Consider the following 19,582-nt stretch of genomic DNA (forward strand, 5'->3'; position numbering starts at 1 on the left):
GAGGGTATGGGGCGGGTACTGCGCTCCTTGTCGTTCTGGTCGGTCGTGGCTGGCTTGCCGTTGATCAGCGGCGCGGCCCGCCAGACACGCGCATCGGCTTCGCGCATGCCCTTGGCAAGCGCGTCCAGTTCGCGCACGTCCGACAGATCGATGCCCTTGGCGTTCGGGCGGCGTTCGCCGTACAGGTCGTGCGGGAGCGGGATGCGTGGGTGCTGCGCGCTCGTCTGCTGCTCGGCCGCTGTGACCGGGTCGGCCACGATGTCCTCGACGGGTTCATTCTCGTCGACGAGACGATTCACGAATGAACTGTTCGCGCCATTCTCGAGCAGTCGCCGTACGAGGTAGGCCAGCAAATCCTCATGGGCGCCGACCGGTGCATAGATACGACAGGCTGCGGGCCGGTCGCCTTTCTCCACGATTTCCTCGTACAGGTCTTCGCCCATGCCATGCAGGCGCTGGAACTCGAAGTCGGTGCGGTCGCCGGCGGCCTGGCGGATGTAGCACAGGGTATGTGCGTTGTGGGTCGCGAACTGGCCGTAGAAGACGTCCGATGCCGCCAGAATATGCTGGGCGCAGGCAAGAAACGAGACGTCGGTATTATGCTTGCGCGTGAATACCGGATAGCCGTCGACTCCGGCTTCCTGGGCGCGCTTGACCTCGGTATCCCAGTACGCGCCCTTGACCAGCCGGATCATGATCCGCCGATTGTGACGGCGGCCCAGATCGGCCAGCCAGTCGATCACGTCGAGCGCGCGCTTCTGGTACGCCTGCACGGCAAGACCGAGGCCCTGCCAGTTGGCGAGATCGTCTTCCTGCGAGACGCAGGCGAACAGTTCGAGCGAGAGATCCAGCCGTGCGGCTTCTTCGGCGTCGATTGTCAGATTGATGTTGTGTTTGGCCGCCAGCCGCGCGAGCTTGAGCAGACGTGGCAGCAGCTCACGATGCACGCGCTCGCGGTGCGCCAGCTCATAGCGCGCGTGCAGTGCGGATAGTTTCACCGATACGCCCGGCGACTTCTCCGGCCCGCGGCCGCGGCTGGCTTCGCCGCAGACCTCGATGGCATGCCAGTAGTCGTCGAAGTAGCGTTGCGCATCCTTGTCGGTACGCGCCGCCTCGCCGAGCATATCGTAGGAATAGGTGTAGCCGCGTTTTTCCAGTGATCGGGCGTTGCTGATCGCTTCTTCGATCGTGCGGCCCATCACGAACTGGCGCCCCATGATGCGCATCGCCTGGCTCACCGCCTGACGAATGAACGGTTCGCCACTACGCTTGACCAGGCGTTGCAGTACGCTCCGGAAATTACGCTGCGGCGAGTCCTCGTGACGCAGTATTCGCCCGGTGAGCATCAGCCCCCAGGTCGAGGCGTTGACGAACCACGACTTCGACTCGCCCAGATGCGATTCCCAGTTGGAGCCGCCGATCTTGTCGTCGATCAATCGATCGACCGTCGTATCGTCCGGTATACGAAGCAGTGCCTCCGCCAGGCACATCAGCACCACGCCTTCCTGGCTCGACAGCTCGTACTCGTGCATGAACGCATCGATGCCGCTGCCGTGCGAGTTCTTCTTTCGTACGGCCTGCACGAGACGCGCTGCTTCCGATTCCACCCGGCGGTTGGTATGCGGCGCCAGTCGCGCGATCTCTATCAGGCGATTGACCTGATCGGCTTCGTTGCAGCGGTAGCGTTCGAGAACCGCTCGGTAGGTCTGGTCGTCGATCTGGCTGGGCCGGGAGTAATCCATACTGAAATATTGCTTGGCGGGGTTGCCATGCAATTTAGCGCGGGCCTTGGCGAGGTGTCGAACCGCATGCGGCGAAGGCAACGATTTACATAAGTATCTCGGCACTGGGATGCGGATACTCACATGCGCGTTCGGCATGCACAGTGCTTTTCAAGCAAGCGCTTAGCCGCGGGGCGGGGCGCCTGGCGCAAAGAATGCGCCGCTGAATATGCGGCGAGCGCTTATCGCTGCGCGATCCCGGGTGTGCGCTGTCCGGGAAGGTTCTCGAGATGCGTGATTGCTGCGATCCGATACGGGATCGGCTTACACAGGCGCCGGCCGGCGTGCTGGTCGATTCGGTGCACGGCATGCAGCCGTCCAGCGAATTCAAAACGTCTGCGTAAATGAGTTGGGGCGTGCAAAGCCGGAAGATGGTGGGCGGTACTAGGTTCGAACTAGTGACCCCTGCCGTGTGAAGACAGTGCTCTACCGCTGAGCTAACCGCCCGGTTCGCTTTGCGAGCGCAGAATTCTAGTGCCGCTGCTCGCCCGGGTCAACGAAAACCGATGACGTCTGGCCGGGCGTCGTTCAGCGAGCCGATGCTAGAATTCGCGCGATTAATTTAACGAAGCCTTTGAACCGGGAGTCCGGATGCAACTCATCGACCTGCAAGCCCAGTATCAGCGCATCAAGCCGGATGTGGATGCACGAATCCAGGCGGTACTGGACCACGGCCGTTATGTGATGGGGCCCGAAGTCGAGGCGCTCGAGGCGCGCCTGGCCGAGTATGTGGGCGTCGAGCACTGCATTGCGCTTTCGAGCGGTACCGATGCGTTGCTTGTGGCCATGATGGCGCTCGACATCGGGCCGGGCGACGAAGTGATCACCACGCCGTTCACGTTCATCGCGACCGGTGAGATGATCGGCCTGCTCGGTGCGACGCCGGTGTTCGTCGACATCGACCCGGACACCTATAACATCGACCCTGCACTCATCGAGGCGAGGATCACCGAGCGCACCAAGGCGATCGTGCCCGTCAGCCTGTTCGGCCAGATCGCGGACATGGATGCGATCAACGCGATCGCTGCGCGTCACGATGTGCCGGTGATCGAAGACGCCGCGCAGAGCTTCGGCGCCACATACAAGGGGCGCCGCTCGGGCGGGGTGTCGAGCCTGTCGGCTACGTCGTTCTTCCCGGCCAAGCCGCTGGGCTGCTACGGCGACGGCGGGGCCGCGTTCACTACCGACGCGACGCTTGCGCAGCGCATGCGCGAGCTGCGTAATCACGGTCAGAGCGCGCCGTATTATCACCCGCGCCTGGGTATCAACGGTCGGCTCGACACAATCCAGGCCGCTGTTCTGCTGGCAAAGATGGAGGTGTTCGACGACGAAGTGGCGCGCCGCGCCGCCGTTGGCGCACGTTACGAAGAGCTGCTCCAAGGCGTGGTCAAGACGCCGACGGTCGCCGACGATTGCACGAGCGTCTACGCGCAGTACACGATTCAGGTCGACGACCGAGACGCGGTGCGGGCGGCGCTAAATGACGCAGGCATACCGAACGCGGTGTACTACCCCGTACCGCTGAACCGTCAGCCGCCGCTCTACTCGGACGTGGCTATTCCCATCTCCGAACGCGCGGCCGAACGCGTGCTGAGTCTGCCCATGCATCCGTACCTCGAGGCAGCGGACCAGGAGCGCGTTGCCGAGGCCGTACGGGCGGCGGTAAAAAAATAATCGATACAGAGGTTGGCAAGGCCGTACCCAATCTCTATAATTCGCCCTCGCTGCAGATCAGGGGCCATAGCTCAGCTGGGAGAGCGCAACACTGGCAGTGTTGAGGTCGGCGGTTCGATCCCGCCTGGCTCCACCAAGACTGTCCCCATCGTCTAGAGGCCTAGGACACTGCCCTTTCACGGCAGCGACAGGGGTTCGAATCCCCTTGGGGACGCCATTACGGCAGAAGCCGCCAGCCCGCCGGGTTGGCGGCTTTTTTTATGTCTGCTCGATCGGGTGTTGGCTCGCATCATCGCGCCAGCTTGCGCATAATCTCGCGCGTTCAGAAACGATTCTCGACAGATCAGCAAGGGGTCAGTGTGCGCATCACGATTTTCGGTACCGGATATGTTGGCCTGGTGACGGGCGCGTGCCTTGCCCAGAGCGGCAATCACGTCATGTGTGTCGATATCGACGCCGACAAGATCGCGCGCCTGACACGGGGCGAGATTCCGATCTTCGAGCCGGGGCTCGAGCAGATCGTGCACGAGAACGTGCGTAGCGGTCGGCTGCGTTTCACCACCGATGCCGCCGAGGCGGTCGCGCACGGCACATTGCAGTTCATTGCGGTCGGCACGCCGCCCGACGAGGATGGCAGCGCCGATCTTCAGTATGTACTCAAGGTCGCCGAAACGATCGGCGCGCATATGGATGAATATCGCCTCGTGATTACCAAGTCGACGGTGCCGGTGGGTACCGCTGACAAGGTAAAGGCACAGCTTGCCAAGGCGGTCGCCGCGCGCGGCGTGGACGTCGAGTTCGATGTCGCTTCCAATCCCGAGTTCTTGAAGGAGGGCGCCGCGGTCGAGGATTTCATGAAGCCGGACCGTGTGGTCGTCGGCGTGGACAGTGATCGCGCGGCCGAGCATCTGCGCGCGCTGTATGCGCCGTTCAATCGTCAACACGACCGAACGATCGTGATGGACATTCGTTCCGCCGAACTGACCAAGTACGCCGCCAACATCGTGCTGGCGACCAAGATTAGCCTCATGAACGAGCTGTCCCAGGTCGCCGACCGCGTGGACGCGGATATCGAGCAGGTGCGCAAGGCGATCGGCGCGGATCACCGTATCGGCTATCACTTCATCTATCCCGGCTGTGGCTTCGGCGGCTCCTGTTTCCCCAAGGACGTGCGCGCACTCGCGCAAACGGCGGGGCAGCTGGGCTACGACACCGAGATCATCAACGCCGTCGAGCGCGTCAACAACCGCCAGAAGAACGTGCTGTTCGAGAAGCTGCAGGCGCATTTCGGCGATTTGTCCGGCAAGACGATCGCGCTCTGGGGGCTGGCGTTCAAGCCGAACACCGACGACATGCGCGAAGCGCCGAGCTGCACGCTCATGGAATCGTTGTGGGCGGCTGGCGCAACCGTGCGCGCCTTCGATCCCGAGGCCATGAACGAAACCCGGCGCATTTATGGCGAACGGGCCGACCTCACCCTATGCGAGAACGCAGAACAGGCGGCAGAAGGGGCAGATGCACTGGTGCTGGTTACGGAATGGCATATTTTCCGTACGCCGGATTTCGCGGATATCGCGAGCCGTATGAAACAGGCCGTGCTCGTCGATGGCCGCAACATCTTCAAACCGTCCTACGTCGCGAACGCCGGGTTCACGTACTACGGCATCGGGCGCTCGGCAGCCAGTGGCGCCACGCGCGGCGTCGTATAAAATACGCGCCGTTGCCGATTCCCGAGGGGGTTTGCCATGCCCATTTATGAATATGTCTGCCGCAGCTGCGGCCATGAACTCGAACAACTCCAGCGCCTTTCCGACGATCCGCTGACCCAGTGCCCCGAATGCGCCGAGCCGCAACTCAAGCGCAAGATCTCTGCGGCCGGTTTCCGGCTGTCTGGCGGTGGCTGGTACGAGACGGATTTCAAGTCCGACGGCAAGCGCAATCTGGCCGGCTCGGACGATAAATCCGGTACCGCGGGCAGTGCGTCCAAGAAAGAGGGCGCCAGTACCTCGAAGGCTTCCGACACGGCGAGCAAGAAAGCCGACAAGCCCAAGGAAAAGAAGGCAGCGAAAGCCGACAGCAAGCCGGCTTCGAACACGAACAGCTAACGCCGCGCCCCGGCGCCTGTACTCATAGGCGCCGGGTGCATCGGTCTACGCCAGGGCGATTACCGGCAGGCCAGCGGGTCTTGCTAGACTCGCGCTCTTTTGCAACTCCCTCGAAAGGCGAAAGCCATGATGCGATCCCACTACTGCGGCGACGTGAATGCCGCCGCGATCGACAGCGAAATCACCGTCTGCGGCTGGGTGCATCGCCGCCGCGACCACGGTGGCGTGATCTTCGTCGATCTGCGTGATCGCAGTGGACTGCTCCAGGTCGTGTTCGACCCAGACGAGCCGTCGATCTTCGAAACCGCCGAGCGCCTGCGCGGCGAGTTCGTGATTCAGGTGACCGGTCGGGTGCGGGCGCGCCCGGAAGGCACGGTCAATGCCAATCTCGCCTCTGGGGAGGTCGAGGTCTACACGACGTCGCTTACGGTGCTCAACGCATCCGAAACGCCGCCACTGCAACTGGACGAGACCGAAAACGTCGGTGATGCGGCGCGCCTGCGCTATCGCTATGTCGAACTTCGCAAACCGCGCATGCAGCGCCACATGCAGCTGCGCGCGCAGGTGACGCGTGCGGTGCGCAACGCGCTGGACGATCTGGGTTTTCTCGATATCGAGACGCCGATTCTCACACGGGCCACGCCGGAAGGCGCGCGCGACTATCTGGTGCCGAGCCGCACCCAGCCCGGCCATTTCTTCGCGCTGCCGCAGTCGCCACAGCTGTTCAAGCAGCTGCTCATGGTGTCCGGCATGGATCGCTACTACCAGATTGCGCGCTGCTTTCGCGACGAGGATCTGCGCGCCGACCGCCAGCCGGAATTCACCCAGATCGATATCGAGGCGTCCTTTGTCGACGCCGACGACATCATGTCGATCAACGAAACCATGATCCGGTCGCTGTTTGCCGACGTGCTGGACGTCAAGTTGCCGGACCCGTTCCCGCGCATGACCTATGAAGAAGCCATGCGCCGTTTCGGTTCGGACAAGCCGGATTTGCGTATCGACCTCGAACTCGTGGACATCGCCGACCTCGTCGCGGATGCCGATTTCAAGGTGTTCTCAGGCCCCGCGAACAGCGCCACCGGCCGGGTGGCGGTCATGCGCGTGCCGAACGGCGCGAGCCTCACACGCAAGCAGATCGACGGTTATACGGAGTTCGTCGGCCGCTACGGCGCCAAGGGCCTGGCCTACGTCAAGGTGAACGACGTCGCCAAGGGCCGCGAAGGGCTGGCCTCGCCAATTCTCAAGTTCCTGTCCGACGAGGCTGTCGACGGCATCATCCAGCGCAGCGGTGCGGCCGACGGCGATCTGCTGTTCTTCGGTGCCGACAAGGCCAGCGTGGTCAACGACGCCCTCGGCGCGCTTCGCGTGCGCCTGGGTCATGATATGGATCGCGTGGAAGGCGACTGGGCGCCGCTCTGGGTCGTCGACTGGCCGATGTTCGAGTACGACCCCGAGGCCAAGCGTTGGGACGCGCTGCACCACCCGTTCACGGCGCCTGCCGTCGACGACCCGGACGCGCTGCGTGACGACCCCGAACACGCGCTATCGCAGGCCTACGACATGGTGCTCAACGGCACCGAAATCGGCGGTGGCTCGGTGCGTATCCATACGCCACAGATGCAGCAAGCCGCATTCGACGTACTCGGCATCAGCCGCGAGGACGCGGAAGAGAAGTTCGGCTTCCTGCTCGAAGCGCTCAAGTTCGGCGCGCCGCCGCATGCCGGCATCGCGTTTGGGCTCGATCGGCTGGTCATGCTCATGGCCGGCGCGGACTCGATTCGGGAAGTCATCGCGTTCCCCAAGACGCAGACGGCGACCGATCTGCTCACCGGCGCGCCTGGTCTGGCTGACAATGCGCAGCTCAGGGAACTGGGTATTCGCTTGCGCGCAACCGATAAGAGCGAGAGCCCCGGGAAAAACTGATCGCGGCGCTCGTCATCGGGCAGCCCCTTCTGCTAAAAGCCGGCGCCGTTTCCCGCGGTCGCCGGTTTTGTTGTACCTGACATCCGCTTTTGACGCCGCACGCGCAACCAGAGAATCTCTGGTGACAGGCATTGGGATAAAAGTCCTAATTGCGGGAGGCGCGCCCATCGCGCTCAATAGAAGGGGTAAATCATATGAAGATTTCGAGTTCGAAAGGAGCTCGACTGCGCCAGCAGGTGCGCATCGCGCTTCTTGGTACGACCTTGGCCGTCACGGCGCCTGGCGCCATGGCTGCGACGATCACCGTCAACTCAACGGGCGATATGTCAGGCGAAGGCCAATGCACGCTCCGCGATGCGATCACGGCTGCGAACGGCAATACGGCGACCGCCGGTTGCACGGCTGGGGATGATAACAACGACACCATCATGTTCGGCGAGAGCGTGGCAGGCAGCACGATCACGCTCGGCGGCACCGCGCTGCCCACGATCATGTCCGGCTCCACGCTCGTGATCGACGCGATGGCGAGCGAAGACGACGACAGCACTGCCGGCGTCACAATCGACGCGAATGAGCAGAGCCGGATTTTCATCAATCAGGGCGAACTCACTCTGAACGACCTGACGCTGATCAACGGTGTGGCCGATACGGCAGACGACGACGACACTAACGGCGATGCCCGCTTCGACCGCTCAGGCGGCGCGATCCTCAACCTTGGCGGTACGCTCATTGTTAGCGGCGGCGCCATGAACAACAATACCGCAGATCGCGCGGGCGGCGCGATCGAAGTGGCTACCGGTGGTACCGTTGAAGGTGACGATTCGGCGATCGATAATCTCCGAGTGACCCTCGACAACGTCAATTTCTCCGGTAACAACGCAGGCGTGAACCCCGGCAATGGCGGCGCGCTGCACGTGTCCGGCGCTGGCGATATTCAAGTCAACGGCGGCACGTTCAGCAATAACATCTCCGAAGAAGGCGGCGCGCTGTGGAACAATCAGGGCACGATGACCGTTTCCGATGCGACCTTCACTGCGAACGTCGCTAACGGCGCGGCCCCCGCTTCAACGCCAGCAGAGGGTGGCCTCGGTGGCGGCGCGATCTTCGGCCAGGTTGACGGTGCCAACGGCACGATCGTGATCACAGGCTCCATGTTCACCGGTAATATGGCCGGTAACGAGGAAGACGGCGAGGGCGACAGCTCAGCTTCCGGTGGCGCGATTCTTGCCGGCGACGGCACCACGCTTGATGTCACGAACTCGGTGTTTCGCGACAACAGTGCGCGTCGTGCCGGTGGCGCGATCGAAGTGCTTCCAGGCAGCACCACCACGCTGGACAACGTCACCGGGACCGGCAACGACGCTGGTCAAAACCCGGGTAACGGCGGCTTCCTTCATGTAACGGGCGACGGCAACGTGGCGGTTACCGGCGGCAGCTACGCACGTAATACCGCGGTTGAAGGCGGCGCGTTCTGGAATAACCAGGGCGAGATGACGCTCACCGGCGTGTCGATCGTCAATAACGAGGCGACCGGCGCGGAGGCGACCCAGGGCGGCGGCGGTATCTACGCCGAAGGTAACGCCGAGGGCGATAGTGGCACGCTGACGATCAGCGACAGCCGTATTGCCATGAACAAGGCATCCGGTACCTCCGGCAGTGGTGGCGGTATTCTGGTCAGCCCGAATGCGACCGCGAACATTACCAACACCCGTATCGAGGCCAATCAGGCCAATCGTGCCGGTGGCGGGATCGAGAATGCCGGCGGTACGGTCACGCTCGACGGCGTGACGCTGGGCGGCGAGAGCGACGCGCAGGGTAACGTCATCGCCCCGAATCCGAATCCGGGCAACGGCGGCGGCCTGCATATCGGCGGCGCGGGTTCGACCACCATCACCAATACCGCGGTCGGCTACAACCAGGCCGTCGAAGGTGGCGGTTTGTGGAACTCGGCCGGTGGCGCGCTGAGCGTGACGAATACCACCGTGTCCGACAACAGCGCCGATACCGGCGCCGGTGTCTATCAGGACGGTGGTGACGGCGGCAGCGTAACGGGTGAAGGCATCTCCCTGAGCTACGCCTCGGTGGTCAACAACAACGGCGTGGGTGTGGATGCCGGCAACGACGCCGCGCCCGAAGACGCGTATACGATCACCAACAGCCTTATTGCCGCTAACGACACCAACCTGGGCGAGGGTATCGATGCGTCTGACGAGGACGGCAACGTCGTCGGTGACGCCTCGCTCCTCGATGGCATGTATCGCCTGTATGGCGGCCCGACCGCTACCCAGCCGCTGGCTATGGACAGCGACGCCGTGGACACGAACGGCGCCTGTAGTTCGACGGATACGGACCAGCGCGGCGCCGATCGTGATTTCGATGTGCCGGATGTCGACAACGGCGGGACCTGCGACTCGGGCGCCTATGAACTCACCGACGACCCGGTCGTACAGGTGGCCATGCTCGATCTCGGCGATGTCGTGCTCGGCGAAGACGACACCGAGGCTGCTGTGCTCGGCTTCACGCTCACCAACAACGGTGAAGAAAGCGTGACCGTCGGCGGAATTTCGGGCTATGTCGATCGTGACGACATGCTGCCCGCGGGCGTGGATCTGACCGAGTTCGACCTCACCGTCTATGCCGACAGCAATGACAACGGCAGCTACGACAGCGGTAGCGACATGAGCGTCGGCAGCGGTTCGCTTGACGACAACGGCTCCACCTTCACCATCGACTTCAACGGTGGCGCGGGTGAGTCCATCGGCGCCGGCGACAGTGTGAGCTACTTCCTCGTGGCGAGCCCGAGCGGCGACAGCCAGGCGCCGGCAACGGTCGGCGTGACGGCCCTCGATGGCGATGCACTCAAGGCAGTCTATGCCGGCGGTGCGCTGCTGGCCCTGCTGAGCCTCGTATCGGTGGGCGGCATGCGGCGTCGTACCCAACTGCTGCTGATCGTGGCCGCGCTTGCGCTCACGCTCACCGCCTGCAGCGATAGCGACAGCGACGACGATCGCAACGTCAATATCGGCCAGCCGGACAACGATGCGATGGGGCAAGGGCAGGTGAGCTTCACGCTGCGCCAGCTCAACGTCGTGGCCGGTGGCACCGGAATCGTGATCGGTGACGGACTGCCGGTGTCCGGCCCGGTGGTGTCTTTCGAGATGCCCTCGGACGACGACTCGATGTCCGACGACGGCTGATCCCGGGCGCTATAGCCACAGCCATGCCGGACCGGGCTTCACGCCCGGTCCGGTTTTTTTGCTTGTTCATCCAGCTTTGTGCGACGTCTTGAGGCACGAGTCGCCCTTAGACATTCAGCGCGGTTTCGTTTTTGTCCAAGACGCACGCTCCGCGCGTTCAGTAGCGTCGTCGGCCTGACGCCGATCGCGCATTGCCTTGCCACGCAATAGCACTGTGGCCCACGTTCGCGCATCGACGTCGACACGTGCCGTGGGCCGCTGCGACGACTTCGTGCGCCTTGGCCGTGGCGCAGCGCTGCGGCGTGGCCGCTGATCCAACGCTCTGCCCCGGCTCGAATGTACGGGCGCCACGCCGCAGCCGTGGACGGCGCGACGCATCCTGGGGCGCAGCGCCATTGCCGGCGCTGCTCGATCAATCGATAAGCTGCACGCGGGTCGCGGTGTTGATCTCGCCGCCGTTCGCCGGCCCGGTGATCGTTACGCGCTGGCCGCGGGTCGCCCGCGCCGCGAAGGCGGTGGCGTTAATCTTCTCGCCGTTGGCACCGTAGTACAGGGTTCGACCGGTCTGCGTGCGTGCCGTGATGCCCGCGATGACGACGGTAGGATTGGGCGCCGCACCGACCACGCGTTCGACGGGGCCGATGAGGGCCGCGTCGATTCCGTCGTCGGAACGGGCACGCTGAAGAGCACGCGCGGTCAGTCGCTCACCGCTATCAAAGATATCGAGGCGTACGATATCGCCGACCGCGAGGTCGTCGATGCGTAAAGACCGATCGCCGGACGTACCGGAGGCTGCGGCTCGGAGCGGCCGATACCGCGTGTCCGGGGGCACGTCGACGGTCACGCCGAGTAGGGATATACGGTCATTGTCGGCATCGACCGTGTCGATCGGCCCCTGGATCGTGGCGCTTGAGGGCGTCTCGGCCTCGAGCGTACTGGCCTGAATACGGCCGTTGTCGAACGTGCCGCGCACGCTGACCATGACGCCGGGCCCGAGGCCGAGCGCGCCGTCGTCCACTCGCTCGGCGTCGCGGGCGTCGATGCGCCAGCCGCCGGCAATGAAATTGTCGAGGCCGTTGTAATCGCGTATCGCGGCTTCAACGAACATGCGCCGGCCGTCTTCGGTCGTCTTCACGTCGAGTACATTGATCTCGTCAGCGATCAACGGGTCGCCACGATCGGCACCGCGTGATCCGAACGCCTCGATCGCCTGACCGGCCCGGAGCGCGGTCCGGTTCGGGCTGACGCGTGCATTATCGAAGCGTATTAACTGGTTGCCGACAGTCAGCTGCGTACCGTCGACGGTATCGATGTCGCCCTCGATTTCCAGACGTGAGCCGTTAGGAACGAAGCCGTCATCGTTGCGACGGATCGATTCGGCGTGAAAGAGATTTGAATCGATGACGAAACCGCTCACGGCAATCAGATCGCCGGGGTTGAGCGCGTCGGCGGATAGATTGACGAATGTGGTGTCTTCGTCGAAGCGCACGGTCTGCTCGAGCGCGACCAGTTCGCCGCGCTCGCCGTTCATTTCGATCGACTCGACCGGGCCATCGAGCGTGCGTTCGAACACGATACGGCGCGCGCTGGCACGATCGTCATTGTCGACCGTTCCGCTCACGCTCACGATATCGCCAACGCTGAGAGCCGATTCGTCGACGATGTCGCCGACGAACAGAATCTCGGCGTTCGTGGTCTCGAACTCGATGCCGTCCACGTAGACACTGCCAAAGCCCGATACGATGCCGGTGCCTTCGATGCCTGCCGTGCGGCCGTCGTCCCCGCCGCCGGAGCCGCATGCAACCAGTGCCGCGGTGCCCAGCGTTATGGAGAAACCGCTCAGCCAGCGCTTTGCCGTGTGGCTACGCCTCATCGTTTTTGTCCCCCGGATGCGCTGCATCCTCGAAATAGTAAATGCCGACACCGGCTCGCGAAGCCGGCGCCTGCGGGTTGTCGTCATCGATCTCGTGGCGCTCGAGCCAGTCGTCGAAGACTTCCAGCAGGTGTTGGGCCTGCTGCGAAACCAGGCGATGGAATACGGGCAACACGCGCGGATCGACGCGCGTATTGAACACCGAGCGTTGGAAGTAGGGGCGCGCGTCACCGGTGCGCGACACGTTGTGTTCGAGCGTGGACAGCAGATCGTGCGCCGCGGAGCCGAGCATGCGCACGCGCTCGGGATCCCCCACGCCGGGCACGTAGGCGCGGTTGAGTACGCTCACCGTGCCATCGGGTTCTCGGCGTACCGAGTGGACGCGTTCGAGCTCGTCGAGAATCGCCACCGTGGGGATATCGCCACTGTAGCGGCGTACCAGCTGTGTGAACTCGCTCTTGTCGCCGTCGAGCGTGAGACGGCGGGGGGCGCCTTCGGCGTCGGTGAAATCCGGGTCACGATGCCAGCCCGAGAGCACGCGCGTGGCGCGATTCGCGCCGCCCCAACCGGTTTTGTCGTAGACGCCGTCGGCTTCCTCGCGCAGACGCTTGACTTCCTTGCGTGTCAGGCCGGTCACGATCGCCACATGCGAATCGGTGGGGCGCTTGCCGGCCGGCGCGAAGGACTCGCGCGCGACCTCGGCATAAACGGCGCGCACGACCGCGTCGAAGTCCTTGTGGGCGACACCGTGGCGCAGCATGATGCGCACCAGCGGCCGCAGCAGGCGGTGACAGGCGCGGGCAAGCCACTGGTGGTCGTTTCCCTTCATGGATACATTATATCCCCTGTGGGCGCGGCAGGGCTCGATCGCGCGGGTGATGTGCGGGTTTGTGGTACATTTTCCGGACTATTCGCCGACGCTTAGCTCCATGTCTGCAACCGCACTCGCCTTGCAGGATTTCGCCCGCTACGACGACGCCACCTGCGATGCGCGCATCCGCGCCGCCAAGGCGGCGCTCGGCTCGCGCTGCGCGATTCTCGGTCATCATTATCAGCGCGATGAAGTCTTCGCGCATGCCGATTTCTCGGGCGATTCGCTCAAGTTATCGGCACAGGCCGCAAAGTCTGATGCCGAGTTCATCGTCTTCTGTGGCGTGCACTTCATGGCCGAAGTCGCCGATATCCTGTCGCGCGACGACCAGACCGTGATCCTGCCCGACATGGCGGCCGGCTGTTCGATGGCCGACATGGCGAACCTGCGCAACGTGGAGCGCGCCTGGCGCGAACTGTCCGAGGTGCTCGAGCCGGACGAACAGGTCACGCCGGTGACCTATATCAATTCCGCGGCCGACCTCAAGGCGTTCTGTGGCCGACATGGCGGCATCGTGTGCACGTCGTCGAACGCGCGCGGTGTGCTGGACTGGTCGTTCTCCCGGCGCGAAAAGGTGCTGTTCTTTCCCGATCAGCATCTCGGGCGCAATACGGGCTACGACATGGGTATCCCGCTCGAGGACATGGTCGTGTGGGATTACGACAAGCCCATGGGCGGCCTGACCGCGGAGCAGATCCGTGGCGCGAAGATGATTCTGTGGAAGGGGTTCTGTTCGGTCCACCAGATGTTTCACCCGAACCACATCAAGAAATTCCGGGAGGAGAACCCGCACGGCAAGGTGATCTCGCATCCCGAGAATGCGTTCGAGGTCTGCCAGGCGTCGGATGTCGTGGGTTCCACCGAAACCATCCTCAAGCACGTGCGGGCCAGCGAGCCCGGCAGCCACTGGCTGGTGGGCACCGAACTCAACCTCGTGAACCGGCTGCACCATGAAATGGCGCCCAAGGGCGTGAAGGTTCAGTTCATGTCGCCCGTGGTGTGCATGTGTTCGACCATGTTCCGCACTGACCCGCAGCATCTGGCCTGGGTCACGGAAAACCTGGTGGAAGGGCACGTGGTCAATCAGATCAAGGTCGAGCCGGAGGAGGCGCGCGAGGCCAAGGCCGCGCTGGACCTCATGCTCGAGATCACGGCCTAGCCGGGACGAACCTCGGTATCTTGCCGGGGTTCGCGACCGGTCTGCGCTACACTATGCGCCCTTACAAGCTTCGAAAACGTGTCGGCGAGCGCGACGCGCGACGCCGACGCTGTGCCTTTTTCGTACTTCAACCCGAGCATTCGAACATGTTTGATTCTGCCCAGCGCATCGCCGAATTCGACCCGGAGCTGGCCGCGGCCATTGCCGACGAAGACCAGCGCCAGGAAGACCATATCGAACTGATCGCGTCCGAGAACTACACCAGCCCGCGCGTCATGGAGGCGCAGGGCAGCCTGCTGACCAACAAGTACGCCGAGGGGTATCCGGGCAAGCGTTTCTACGGCGGCTGCGAATTCGTGGACGTGGCCGAACAGCTGGCCATCGACCGCGCCTGCAAGCTGTTCAATTGCGACTATGCCAACGTCCAGCCGCATTCCGGCGCCCAGGCCAACGCCGCGGTCTATCTCGCGCTGGTCAAGCCGGGTGACACGATTCTCGGCATGAGCCTCGACGCGGGCGGGCATCTGACCCACGGCGCGGCGCCCAACTTCTCGGGCAAGAACTACAACGCCGTGCAATATGGGCTCGACCCGGAAACCGGGGAACTCGATTACGACGAAATCCAGCGTCTGGCCAGCGAACACAAGCCGAAGATGGTCGTCGGCGGGTTCTCGGCTTACTCGCGCCATATCGACTGGGCGCGCATGCGCAAGATCGCCGATTCCGTCGGCGCATGGCTGCTTGTGGATATGGCGCATGTGGCCGGCCTGGTCGCCACCGGCGCGTACCCGAGCCCGCTGCCGCACGCGCACGTGGTCACCACGACCACGCACAAGACGCTCCGCGGTCCGCGCGGCGGTCTGATTGTCTCGGCGGCCGGCGACGAGAAGCTTTACAAGAAGCTCAACAGCGCCGTGTTCCCCGGCACCCAGGGCGGGCCGCTCATGCACGTGATCGCGGCCAAGGCGGTCGCCTTCAAGGAAGCGCTCGAGGCGGATTTCAAGACCTATGCGCACAAGGTCGTGGATAACGCCCGCGCCATGGCGCAGGTGTTCGTGGACCGCGGCTACGAGGTCGTCTCCGGTGGCACCGACAACCATCTGATGCTCGTCAGCCTGGTCAAGCAGGACATCACCGGCAAGGATGCGGAAGCCTGGCTCGGCAAGGCGCACATGACGGCCAACAAGAACGCCGTGCCCGACGATCCGCGCTCGCCGTTCGTGACCTCGGGGCTGCGTATCGGCACGCCCGCGGCCACGACGCGCGGTTTCAACGAGGACGACATGCGTCAGGTCGCGACATGGATCTGCGACGTACTCGACGCGCTCGCCCACGATGGCGATATCGAATCCGAAGTGGCGCGCGTTCGCGCTGCCGTCAACGAGCTATGCCAGCGTCATCCCGTGTATCGCGCGGCGGCACGCGGCGCCGCGTGATCGCGGCCTGCGAGTAATCGACGATGCAGTGCCCGTTCTGCGACGAGCGCGCGACGCGCGTCGTCGACTCGCGCCTGGCCGCCGAGGGCAGCCAGGTGCGGCGGCGGCGCGAATGCCCGGCCTGTGCGGCGCGTTTCACCACGTTCGAGGCCGCGGAGCTGGTGCTGCCGCGCATCGTCAAGAATGACGGGACGCCGGAGCCGTTCGATGAACACAAGCTGCGCCAGGGCATAACGCGCGCGCTGTACAAGCGCCCCGTCGCGGCGGAGGCCATCGACACCGCGATCAGCCATATCCTCCAGCGTCTTCGTACCGACGCCGAGCGTGAAGTCGCCTCCCGCCAGCTCGGTGAGTGGGTGATGGAAGAGCTGCGAGAGCTCGATCAGGTCGCGTTCGTGCGTTTCGCGTCGGTGTATCGACGCTTCGAGGACGTGCAGGCGTTCCGCGAGGAGATCGAGCGCCTCGAGGCGACGCCAGGGCGCAGCAGCGCGCAGTTGTCTCTCATCGACGCCGCGCACGGCCATGACAGCAGCCAGGAAAATAGCCAGGGAAGCAGCGAAACGTGAGCGAAGCGTCCGCGCGCCGAGCGGTGCACGCCTATTTCATGCAGCGCGCGATCGAGATCGCCCGCAACGGCTGGTACACGACACGTCCGAACCCGCGTGTCGGCTGCGTGTTCGTTCGCGACGAGACTGTGATCGGCGAAGGCTGGCATGTGCGTACCGGCGAGGACCATGCCGAAAAAGTCGCGCTTGCCGATATCGACCGGCGCGGCGGTGTCGCCCGGGGTGCTACCGCCTACGTCACCCTCGAACCCTGCAGCCATACCGGTCGGACCGCGCCCTGCGTGGATGCGCTGATCGAGGCCGGGGTCGCACGAGTCGTCGTCGGCGCGACCGACCCGAACCCGCAGGTCGACGGCCGCGGCATCGCGCGTCTGCGCGACGCCGGCATCGAGGTGATCACGGATATTCTCGCCGACCGCTGCGAGGCGCTGAATCCCGGTTTCAACCAGCGAATGCGTGCTGGGCGTCCCCGTGTGCGGGTGAAGCTCGCGATGACGCTCGATGGCCGCACCGCAGCCGCCGACGGCAGCAGCCAGTGGATTACCGGCGAGCCGGCGCGCAACGATGTGCATCGCCTGCGTGCCGAAAGTGGCGCGGTGTTGATCGGCCGCGGCACGCTGCAGGCGGACGACCCATCGCTCAACGTACGCTTGCCCGGCGAGTGGCCGCAGCCGACGCGCGTGGTACTGGACAGCCAGCTCGAGATCACGCCCCAGGCGCGGCTGCTGGCGCTGGCCGGCCACACGATCGTCTATACCGCGAGTGCCGATCGCGCCCGGGCCGATCGAATTGCCGAGGCCGGTGCCGAGATTGTGCAGGTCGGGGTTCAAGGCGCGGGTCTGGATCTCGCCGCCGTGCTGGCCGACCTGGGCGCGCGCGAAATAAACGATGTGCTCGTCGAGGCGGGCCCGACGCTGGCTGGCGCGCTGGCCGGGCTTGAGCTCGTCGACGAGTACGTAATCTATCTCGCGCCGAAGCTGCTGGGCGATGCCGGGCGCGGGCTGCTCAAGCTACCCGGGATCACGGGAATCGCCGATGCCCGCGAACTGGTAATCGACAGCATCGAGCCGTGCGGGCCGGACTGGCGCATCACCGCGCGACCGGCGAGACATAGAAAGGACTGACCATGTTCACCGGCATCATCAAGGGCCTCGGGACCGTGGCCGAACTCGAAAGCCGCGGCGGCGATACGCGTATCGTCATCGACGCGGGCGACACCGAGCTGGGCAGCGTCGCGCTCGGCGACAGCATTGCGGTCAGTGGCGTGTGCCTGACCGCGGTCGAGCTCGATGGCAGCCGGTTCGCGGCGGACGTGTCGCAGGAGACGCTGTCGCTGACCACGCTCGGTGCGCTGGAAGTCGGGTCCCGCGTCAATCTGGAAGGTGCGCTGCGCGCCGGCGAGCCGCTGGGCGGGCATCTCGTATCCGGTCATGTCGATGGCTTCGGTGTGCTCGAATCCCGCGAGCCGGATGCCCGATCCTGGCGGCTGGTGTTTTCCGTGCCGAGTGCGCTCAAGCGGTTCTTCGCGCCGAAGGGTTCGGTCTGCGTGGACGGCATCAGCCTGACCGTGAACGAGGTCGAGGGCGACCGTTTCGGCGTCAACATCGTGCCGCATACGATGGAACACACCACCCTCGGCGAGCGCGCCGTCGGTGATCGCGTGAACCTGGAGATCGACGTGATCGCGCGTTATCTCGCGCGCCTGAACGCGGTGCACTGAACAGACGTCCGGCGCCTGCGGTGCCGGTGCTAGACTCGCCCGCGGCTTCGTGCATCATGCGGCCATCGCGCGCCGTATTCAGCGTTTTGAAGGAATCATCTATGGCCATCAGCCCGATCGAAGAGGTCGTGGATGACATGCGCAACGGGCGCATGGTCATCATGCTCGACGATGCCAACCGCGAGAACGAGGGTGACCTCATCATGGCCGCGGAATGCGTGCGGCCCGAGGACATCAATTTCATGGCGCGCTACGGCCGCGGCCTGATCTGCCTGACGCTCACGCGCGAGCGCTGTCGTCAGCTGCATCTGCCGTTGATGGTGGCAGCCAGCGATGCCGAACAGTCGACCAATTTCACCGTGTCGATCGAGGCCGCGGAAGGGGTGACCACCGGCATCTCCGCGCATGATCGCGCCCAGACCGTGCGTGCCGCGGTCAAGCGCGACGCCGCGCCGTCCGATCTGGTCCAGCCGGGCCATATCTTTCCGCTGATGTCCCAGCCCGGGGGGACGCTCGCGCGCGCCGGACACACGGAAGCCGGGTGTGATCTTGCGCGCCTGGCCGGGCTCGAGCCGTCGTCGGTTATCGTCGAAATCCTCAACGAGGACGGCACCATGGCGCGGCTGCCCGATCTGGAGGCATTCGCGGCCGAGCACGACATCAAGCTGGGCACCATCGCCGACCTGATTCGTTACCGCATCGAGAACGAACGCACGGTGGTGCGGGTGACCGAGTCACGGGTGGACACCGAGTTCGGCCCGTTCACGCTTTATTCGTTCGAGGACGAAGTCGACAAGGTGCTGCACTTCGCCATGGTGCGCGGCGAGATCGACCCGGAAAAACCCACGCTGGTGCGGGTACACGTGCGCAACACGCTCGCCGACATGCTGGGCGTTCGTCATGGCGACTTCGGCTGGCCGCTGCGCGATACGCTGGCCCGCGTCGCGGAGGAGGGCTGCGGTGTGGTGGTGGTACTGCGCAAGCCCGAGACCGCGCGCGAGCTGATCGAGCGTATTCGCATCGTGGAAGGCGAGGCCCCCGAGCACGCCGCCGACGGCGCGGGCGACGAGAGCCGCATCCTGCGTACCTACGGTGTCGGCGCGCAGATACTGACCGACCTCGGTGTGCGCCGCATGCGGGTGCTGTCGGCGCCGATGCGCATGCAGGCCATCTCCGGCTTTGGTCTTGAAGTTGTCGAATACGTCCAGGGCGAGGAACCGGCCGACGATTGAGCACGGCCGGGTGGTCCGCTCGTGCGATAATGCGTTCATAGC

The 19,582-nt window shown here is 64.4% G+C and carries 14 protein-coding genes and 3 tRNA genes; 13 read left to right on the forward strand and 4 right to left on the reverse strand.

Annotated features, from left to right (window positions below; genetic code table 11):
* Both putA and J7355_RS12580 read right to left on the reverse strand, forming a co-directional pair.
* Window positions 1–1,742 (reverse strand): bifunctional proline dehydrogenase/L-glutamate gamma-semialdehyde dehydrogenase PutA (putA, locus tag J7355_RS12575; protein WP_209063248.1); only part of this gene is annotated, 1,742 nt, incomplete at its 3' end.
* Window positions 1,743–2,153: 411 nt separating this feature from the next.
* Window positions 2,154–2,228 (reverse strand) — tRNA-Val (locus J7355_RS12580).
* Window positions 2,229–2,372: 144 nt separating this feature from the next.
* On the opposite strand from J7355_RS12580, the gene J7355_RS12585 reads away from it, so the two are divergent.
* The 7 genes from J7355_RS12585 (at window position 2,373) to J7355_RS12615 (ending at window position 10,683) form a co-directional block, all read left to right on the forward strand.
* Window positions 2,373–3,455 carry a DegT/DnrJ/EryC1/StrS family aminotransferase gene (locus J7355_RS12585; protein WP_209063250.1) on the forward strand — a complete coding sequence of 361 codons (1,083 nt, stop codon included), beginning with the start codon at window positions 2,373–2,375 and terminating at the stop codon, window positions 3,453–3,455.
* A gap of 60 nt (window positions 3,456–3,515) precedes the next feature.
* Window positions 3,516–3,591: transfer RNA gene (locus J7355_RS12590), tRNA-Ala, on the forward strand.
* A 5-nt stretch (window positions 3,592–3,596) separates the two neighbouring features.
* A tRNA-Glu gene (locus J7355_RS12595) sits at window positions 3,597–3,672 on the forward strand.
* Between the two features lie 142 nt (window positions 3,673–3,814).
* Complete coding sequence (locus J7355_RS12600) at window positions 3,815–5,164, forward strand: UDP-glucose/GDP-mannose dehydrogenase family protein (RefSeq protein WP_209063252.1); 1,350 nt, start codon at window positions 3,815–3,817, stop codon at window positions 5,162–5,164.
* Window positions 5,165–5,200: 36 nt separating this feature from the next.
* Entirely contained in the window at window positions 5,201–5,560 is a 360-nt protein-coding gene (locus J7355_RS18055; RefSeq protein WP_209063254.1) for a zinc ribbon domain-containing protein, read from the forward strand.
* A 129-nt stretch (window positions 5,561–5,689) separates the two neighbouring features.
* On the forward strand, window positions 5,690–7,486 hold the full coding sequence (gene aspS / locus J7355_RS12610) for an aspartate--tRNA ligase (RefSeq protein WP_209063414.1): 1,797 nt from the start codon (window positions 5,690–5,692) through the stop codon (window positions 7,484–7,486).
* Window positions 7,487–7,773: 287 nt separating this feature from the next.
* Window positions 7,774–10,683: a CSLREA domain-containing protein gene (locus tag J7355_RS12615; RefSeq protein WP_209063256.1), complete on the forward strand. Its 2,910-nt coding sequence runs from the start codon at window positions 7,774–7,776 to the stop codon at window positions 10,681–10,683.
* 412 nt (window positions 10,684–11,095) lie between these two features.
* On the opposite strand, the gene J7355_RS12620 is transcribed toward J7355_RS12615, so the two are convergent.
* Both J7355_RS12620 and J7355_RS12625 read right to left on the reverse strand, forming a co-directional pair.
* On the reverse strand, window positions 11,096–12,556 hold the full coding sequence (locus tag J7355_RS12620) for a DUF5666 domain-containing protein (RefSeq protein WP_209063258.1): 1,461 nt from the start codon (window positions 12,554–12,556) through the stop codon (window positions 11,096–11,098).
* A complete protein-coding gene (locus tag J7355_RS12625) occupies window positions 12,546–13,385 on the reverse strand; it encodes a DUF6502 family protein (RefSeq protein ID WP_209063260.1) in 840 nt (279 codons plus the stop codon). Before J7355_RS12625 ends, J7355_RS12620 begins: the two co-directional genes overlap by 11 nt.
* A gap of 100 nt (window positions 13,386–13,485) precedes the next feature.
* Here J7355_RS12625 and nadA point away from each other — a divergent pair, with 100 nt between their 5' ends.
* The 6 genes from nadA (at window position 13,486) to ribBA (ending at window position 19,540) form a co-directional block, all read left to right on the forward strand.
* Entirely contained in the window at window positions 13,486–14,586 is a 1,101-nt protein-coding gene (gene nadA, locus J7355_RS12630; protein WP_209063262.1) for a quinolinate synthase NadA, read from the forward strand.
* 146 nt (window positions 14,587–14,732) lie between these two features.
* The gene (gene glyA / locus J7355_RS12635; RefSeq protein ID WP_209063264.1) at window positions 14,733–16,022 is read left to right on the forward strand and encodes a serine hydroxymethyltransferase; all 1,290 of its coding nucleotides are present in this window, start codon (window positions 14,733–14,735) and stop codon (window positions 16,020–16,022) included.
* Window positions 16,023–16,045: 23 nt separating this feature from the next.
* Window positions 16,046–16,588, forward strand: coding sequence for a transcriptional regulator NrdR (nrdR, locus tag J7355_RS12640; protein WP_209063266.1), 543 nt, complete (start codon window positions 16,046–16,048; stop codon window positions 16,586–16,588).
* Window positions 16,585–17,712 carry a bifunctional diaminohydroxyphosphoribosylaminopyrimidine deaminase/5-amino-6-(5-phosphoribosylamino)uracil reductase RibD gene (ribD, locus tag J7355_RS12645; protein WP_348523035.1) on the forward strand — a complete coding sequence of 376 codons (1,128 nt, stop codon included), beginning with the start codon at window positions 16,585–16,587 and terminating at the stop codon, window positions 17,710–17,712. The genes nrdR and ribD overlap by 4 nt, the downstream gene beginning before the upstream one ends.
* Window positions 17,713–17,714: 2 nt before the next feature.
* Entirely contained in the window at window positions 17,715–18,308 is a 594-nt protein-coding gene (locus J7355_RS12650) for a riboflavin synthase (RefSeq protein WP_209063268.1), read from the forward strand.
* Window positions 18,309–18,409: 101 nt separating this feature from the next.
* Window positions 18,410–19,540, forward strand: coding sequence for a bifunctional 3,4-dihydroxy-2-butanone-4-phosphate synthase/GTP cyclohydrolase II (gene ribBA / locus J7355_RS12655; RefSeq protein WP_209063269.1), 1,131 nt, complete (start codon window positions 18,410–18,412; stop codon window positions 19,538–19,540).
* Window positions 19,541–19,582 lie beyond the last annotated feature (42 nt).

This window comes from Endozoicomonas sp. G2_2, assembly GCF_017744135.1.
Classification (GTDB): domain Bacteria; phylum Pseudomonadota; class Gammaproteobacteria; order Nevskiales; family Salinisphaeraceae; genus Salinisphaera.

What these genes read in the sequence shown, in the direction of transcription:
- J7355_RS12585 (WP_209063250.1), top strand. Translation starts at nt 2,373, where the DNA reads ATGCAACTCATCGACCTGCAAGCCCAGTATCAGCGCATCAAGCCGGAT.
- J7355_RS18055 (WP_209063254.1), top strand. Translation starts at nt 5,201, where the DNA reads ATGCCCATTTATGAATATGTCTGCCGCAGCTGCGGCCATGAACTCGAA.
- aspS (WP_209063414.1), top strand. Translation starts at nt 5,690, where the DNA reads ATGCGATCCCACTACTGCGGCGACGTGAATGCCGCCGCGATCGACAGC.
- J7355_RS12615 (WP_209063256.1), top strand. Translation starts at nt 7,774, where the DNA reads ATGGCTGCGACGATCACCGTCAACTCAACGGGCGATATGTCAGGCGAA.
- J7355_RS12620 (WP_209063258.1), bottom strand. Translation starts at nt 12,556, where the DNA reads ATGAGGCGTAGCCACACGGCAAAGCGCTGGCTGAGCGGTTTCTCCATA.
- J7355_RS12625 (WP_209063260.1), bottom strand. Translation starts at nt 13,385, where the DNA reads ATGAAGGGAAACGACCACCAGTGGCTTGCCCGCGCCTGTCACCGCCTG.
- nadA (WP_209063262.1), top strand. Translation starts at nt 13,486, where the DNA reads ATGTCTGCAACCGCACTCGCCTTGCAGGATTTCGCCCGCTACGACGAC.
- glyA (WP_209063264.1), top strand. Translation starts at nt 14,733, where the DNA reads ATGTTTGATTCTGCCCAGCGCATCGCCGAATTCGACCCGGAGCTGGCC.
- nrdR (WP_209063266.1), top strand. Translation starts at nt 16,046, where the DNA reads ATGCAGTGCCCGTTCTGCGACGAGCGCGCGACGCGCGTCGTCGACTCG.
- J7355_RS12650 (WP_209063268.1), top strand. Translation starts at nt 17,715, where the DNA reads ATGTTCACCGGCATCATCAAGGGCCTCGGGACCGTGGCCGAACTCGAA.
- ribBA (WP_209063269.1), top strand. Translation starts at nt 18,410, where the DNA reads ATGGCCATCAGCCCGATCGAAGAGGTCGTGGATGACATGCGCAACGGG.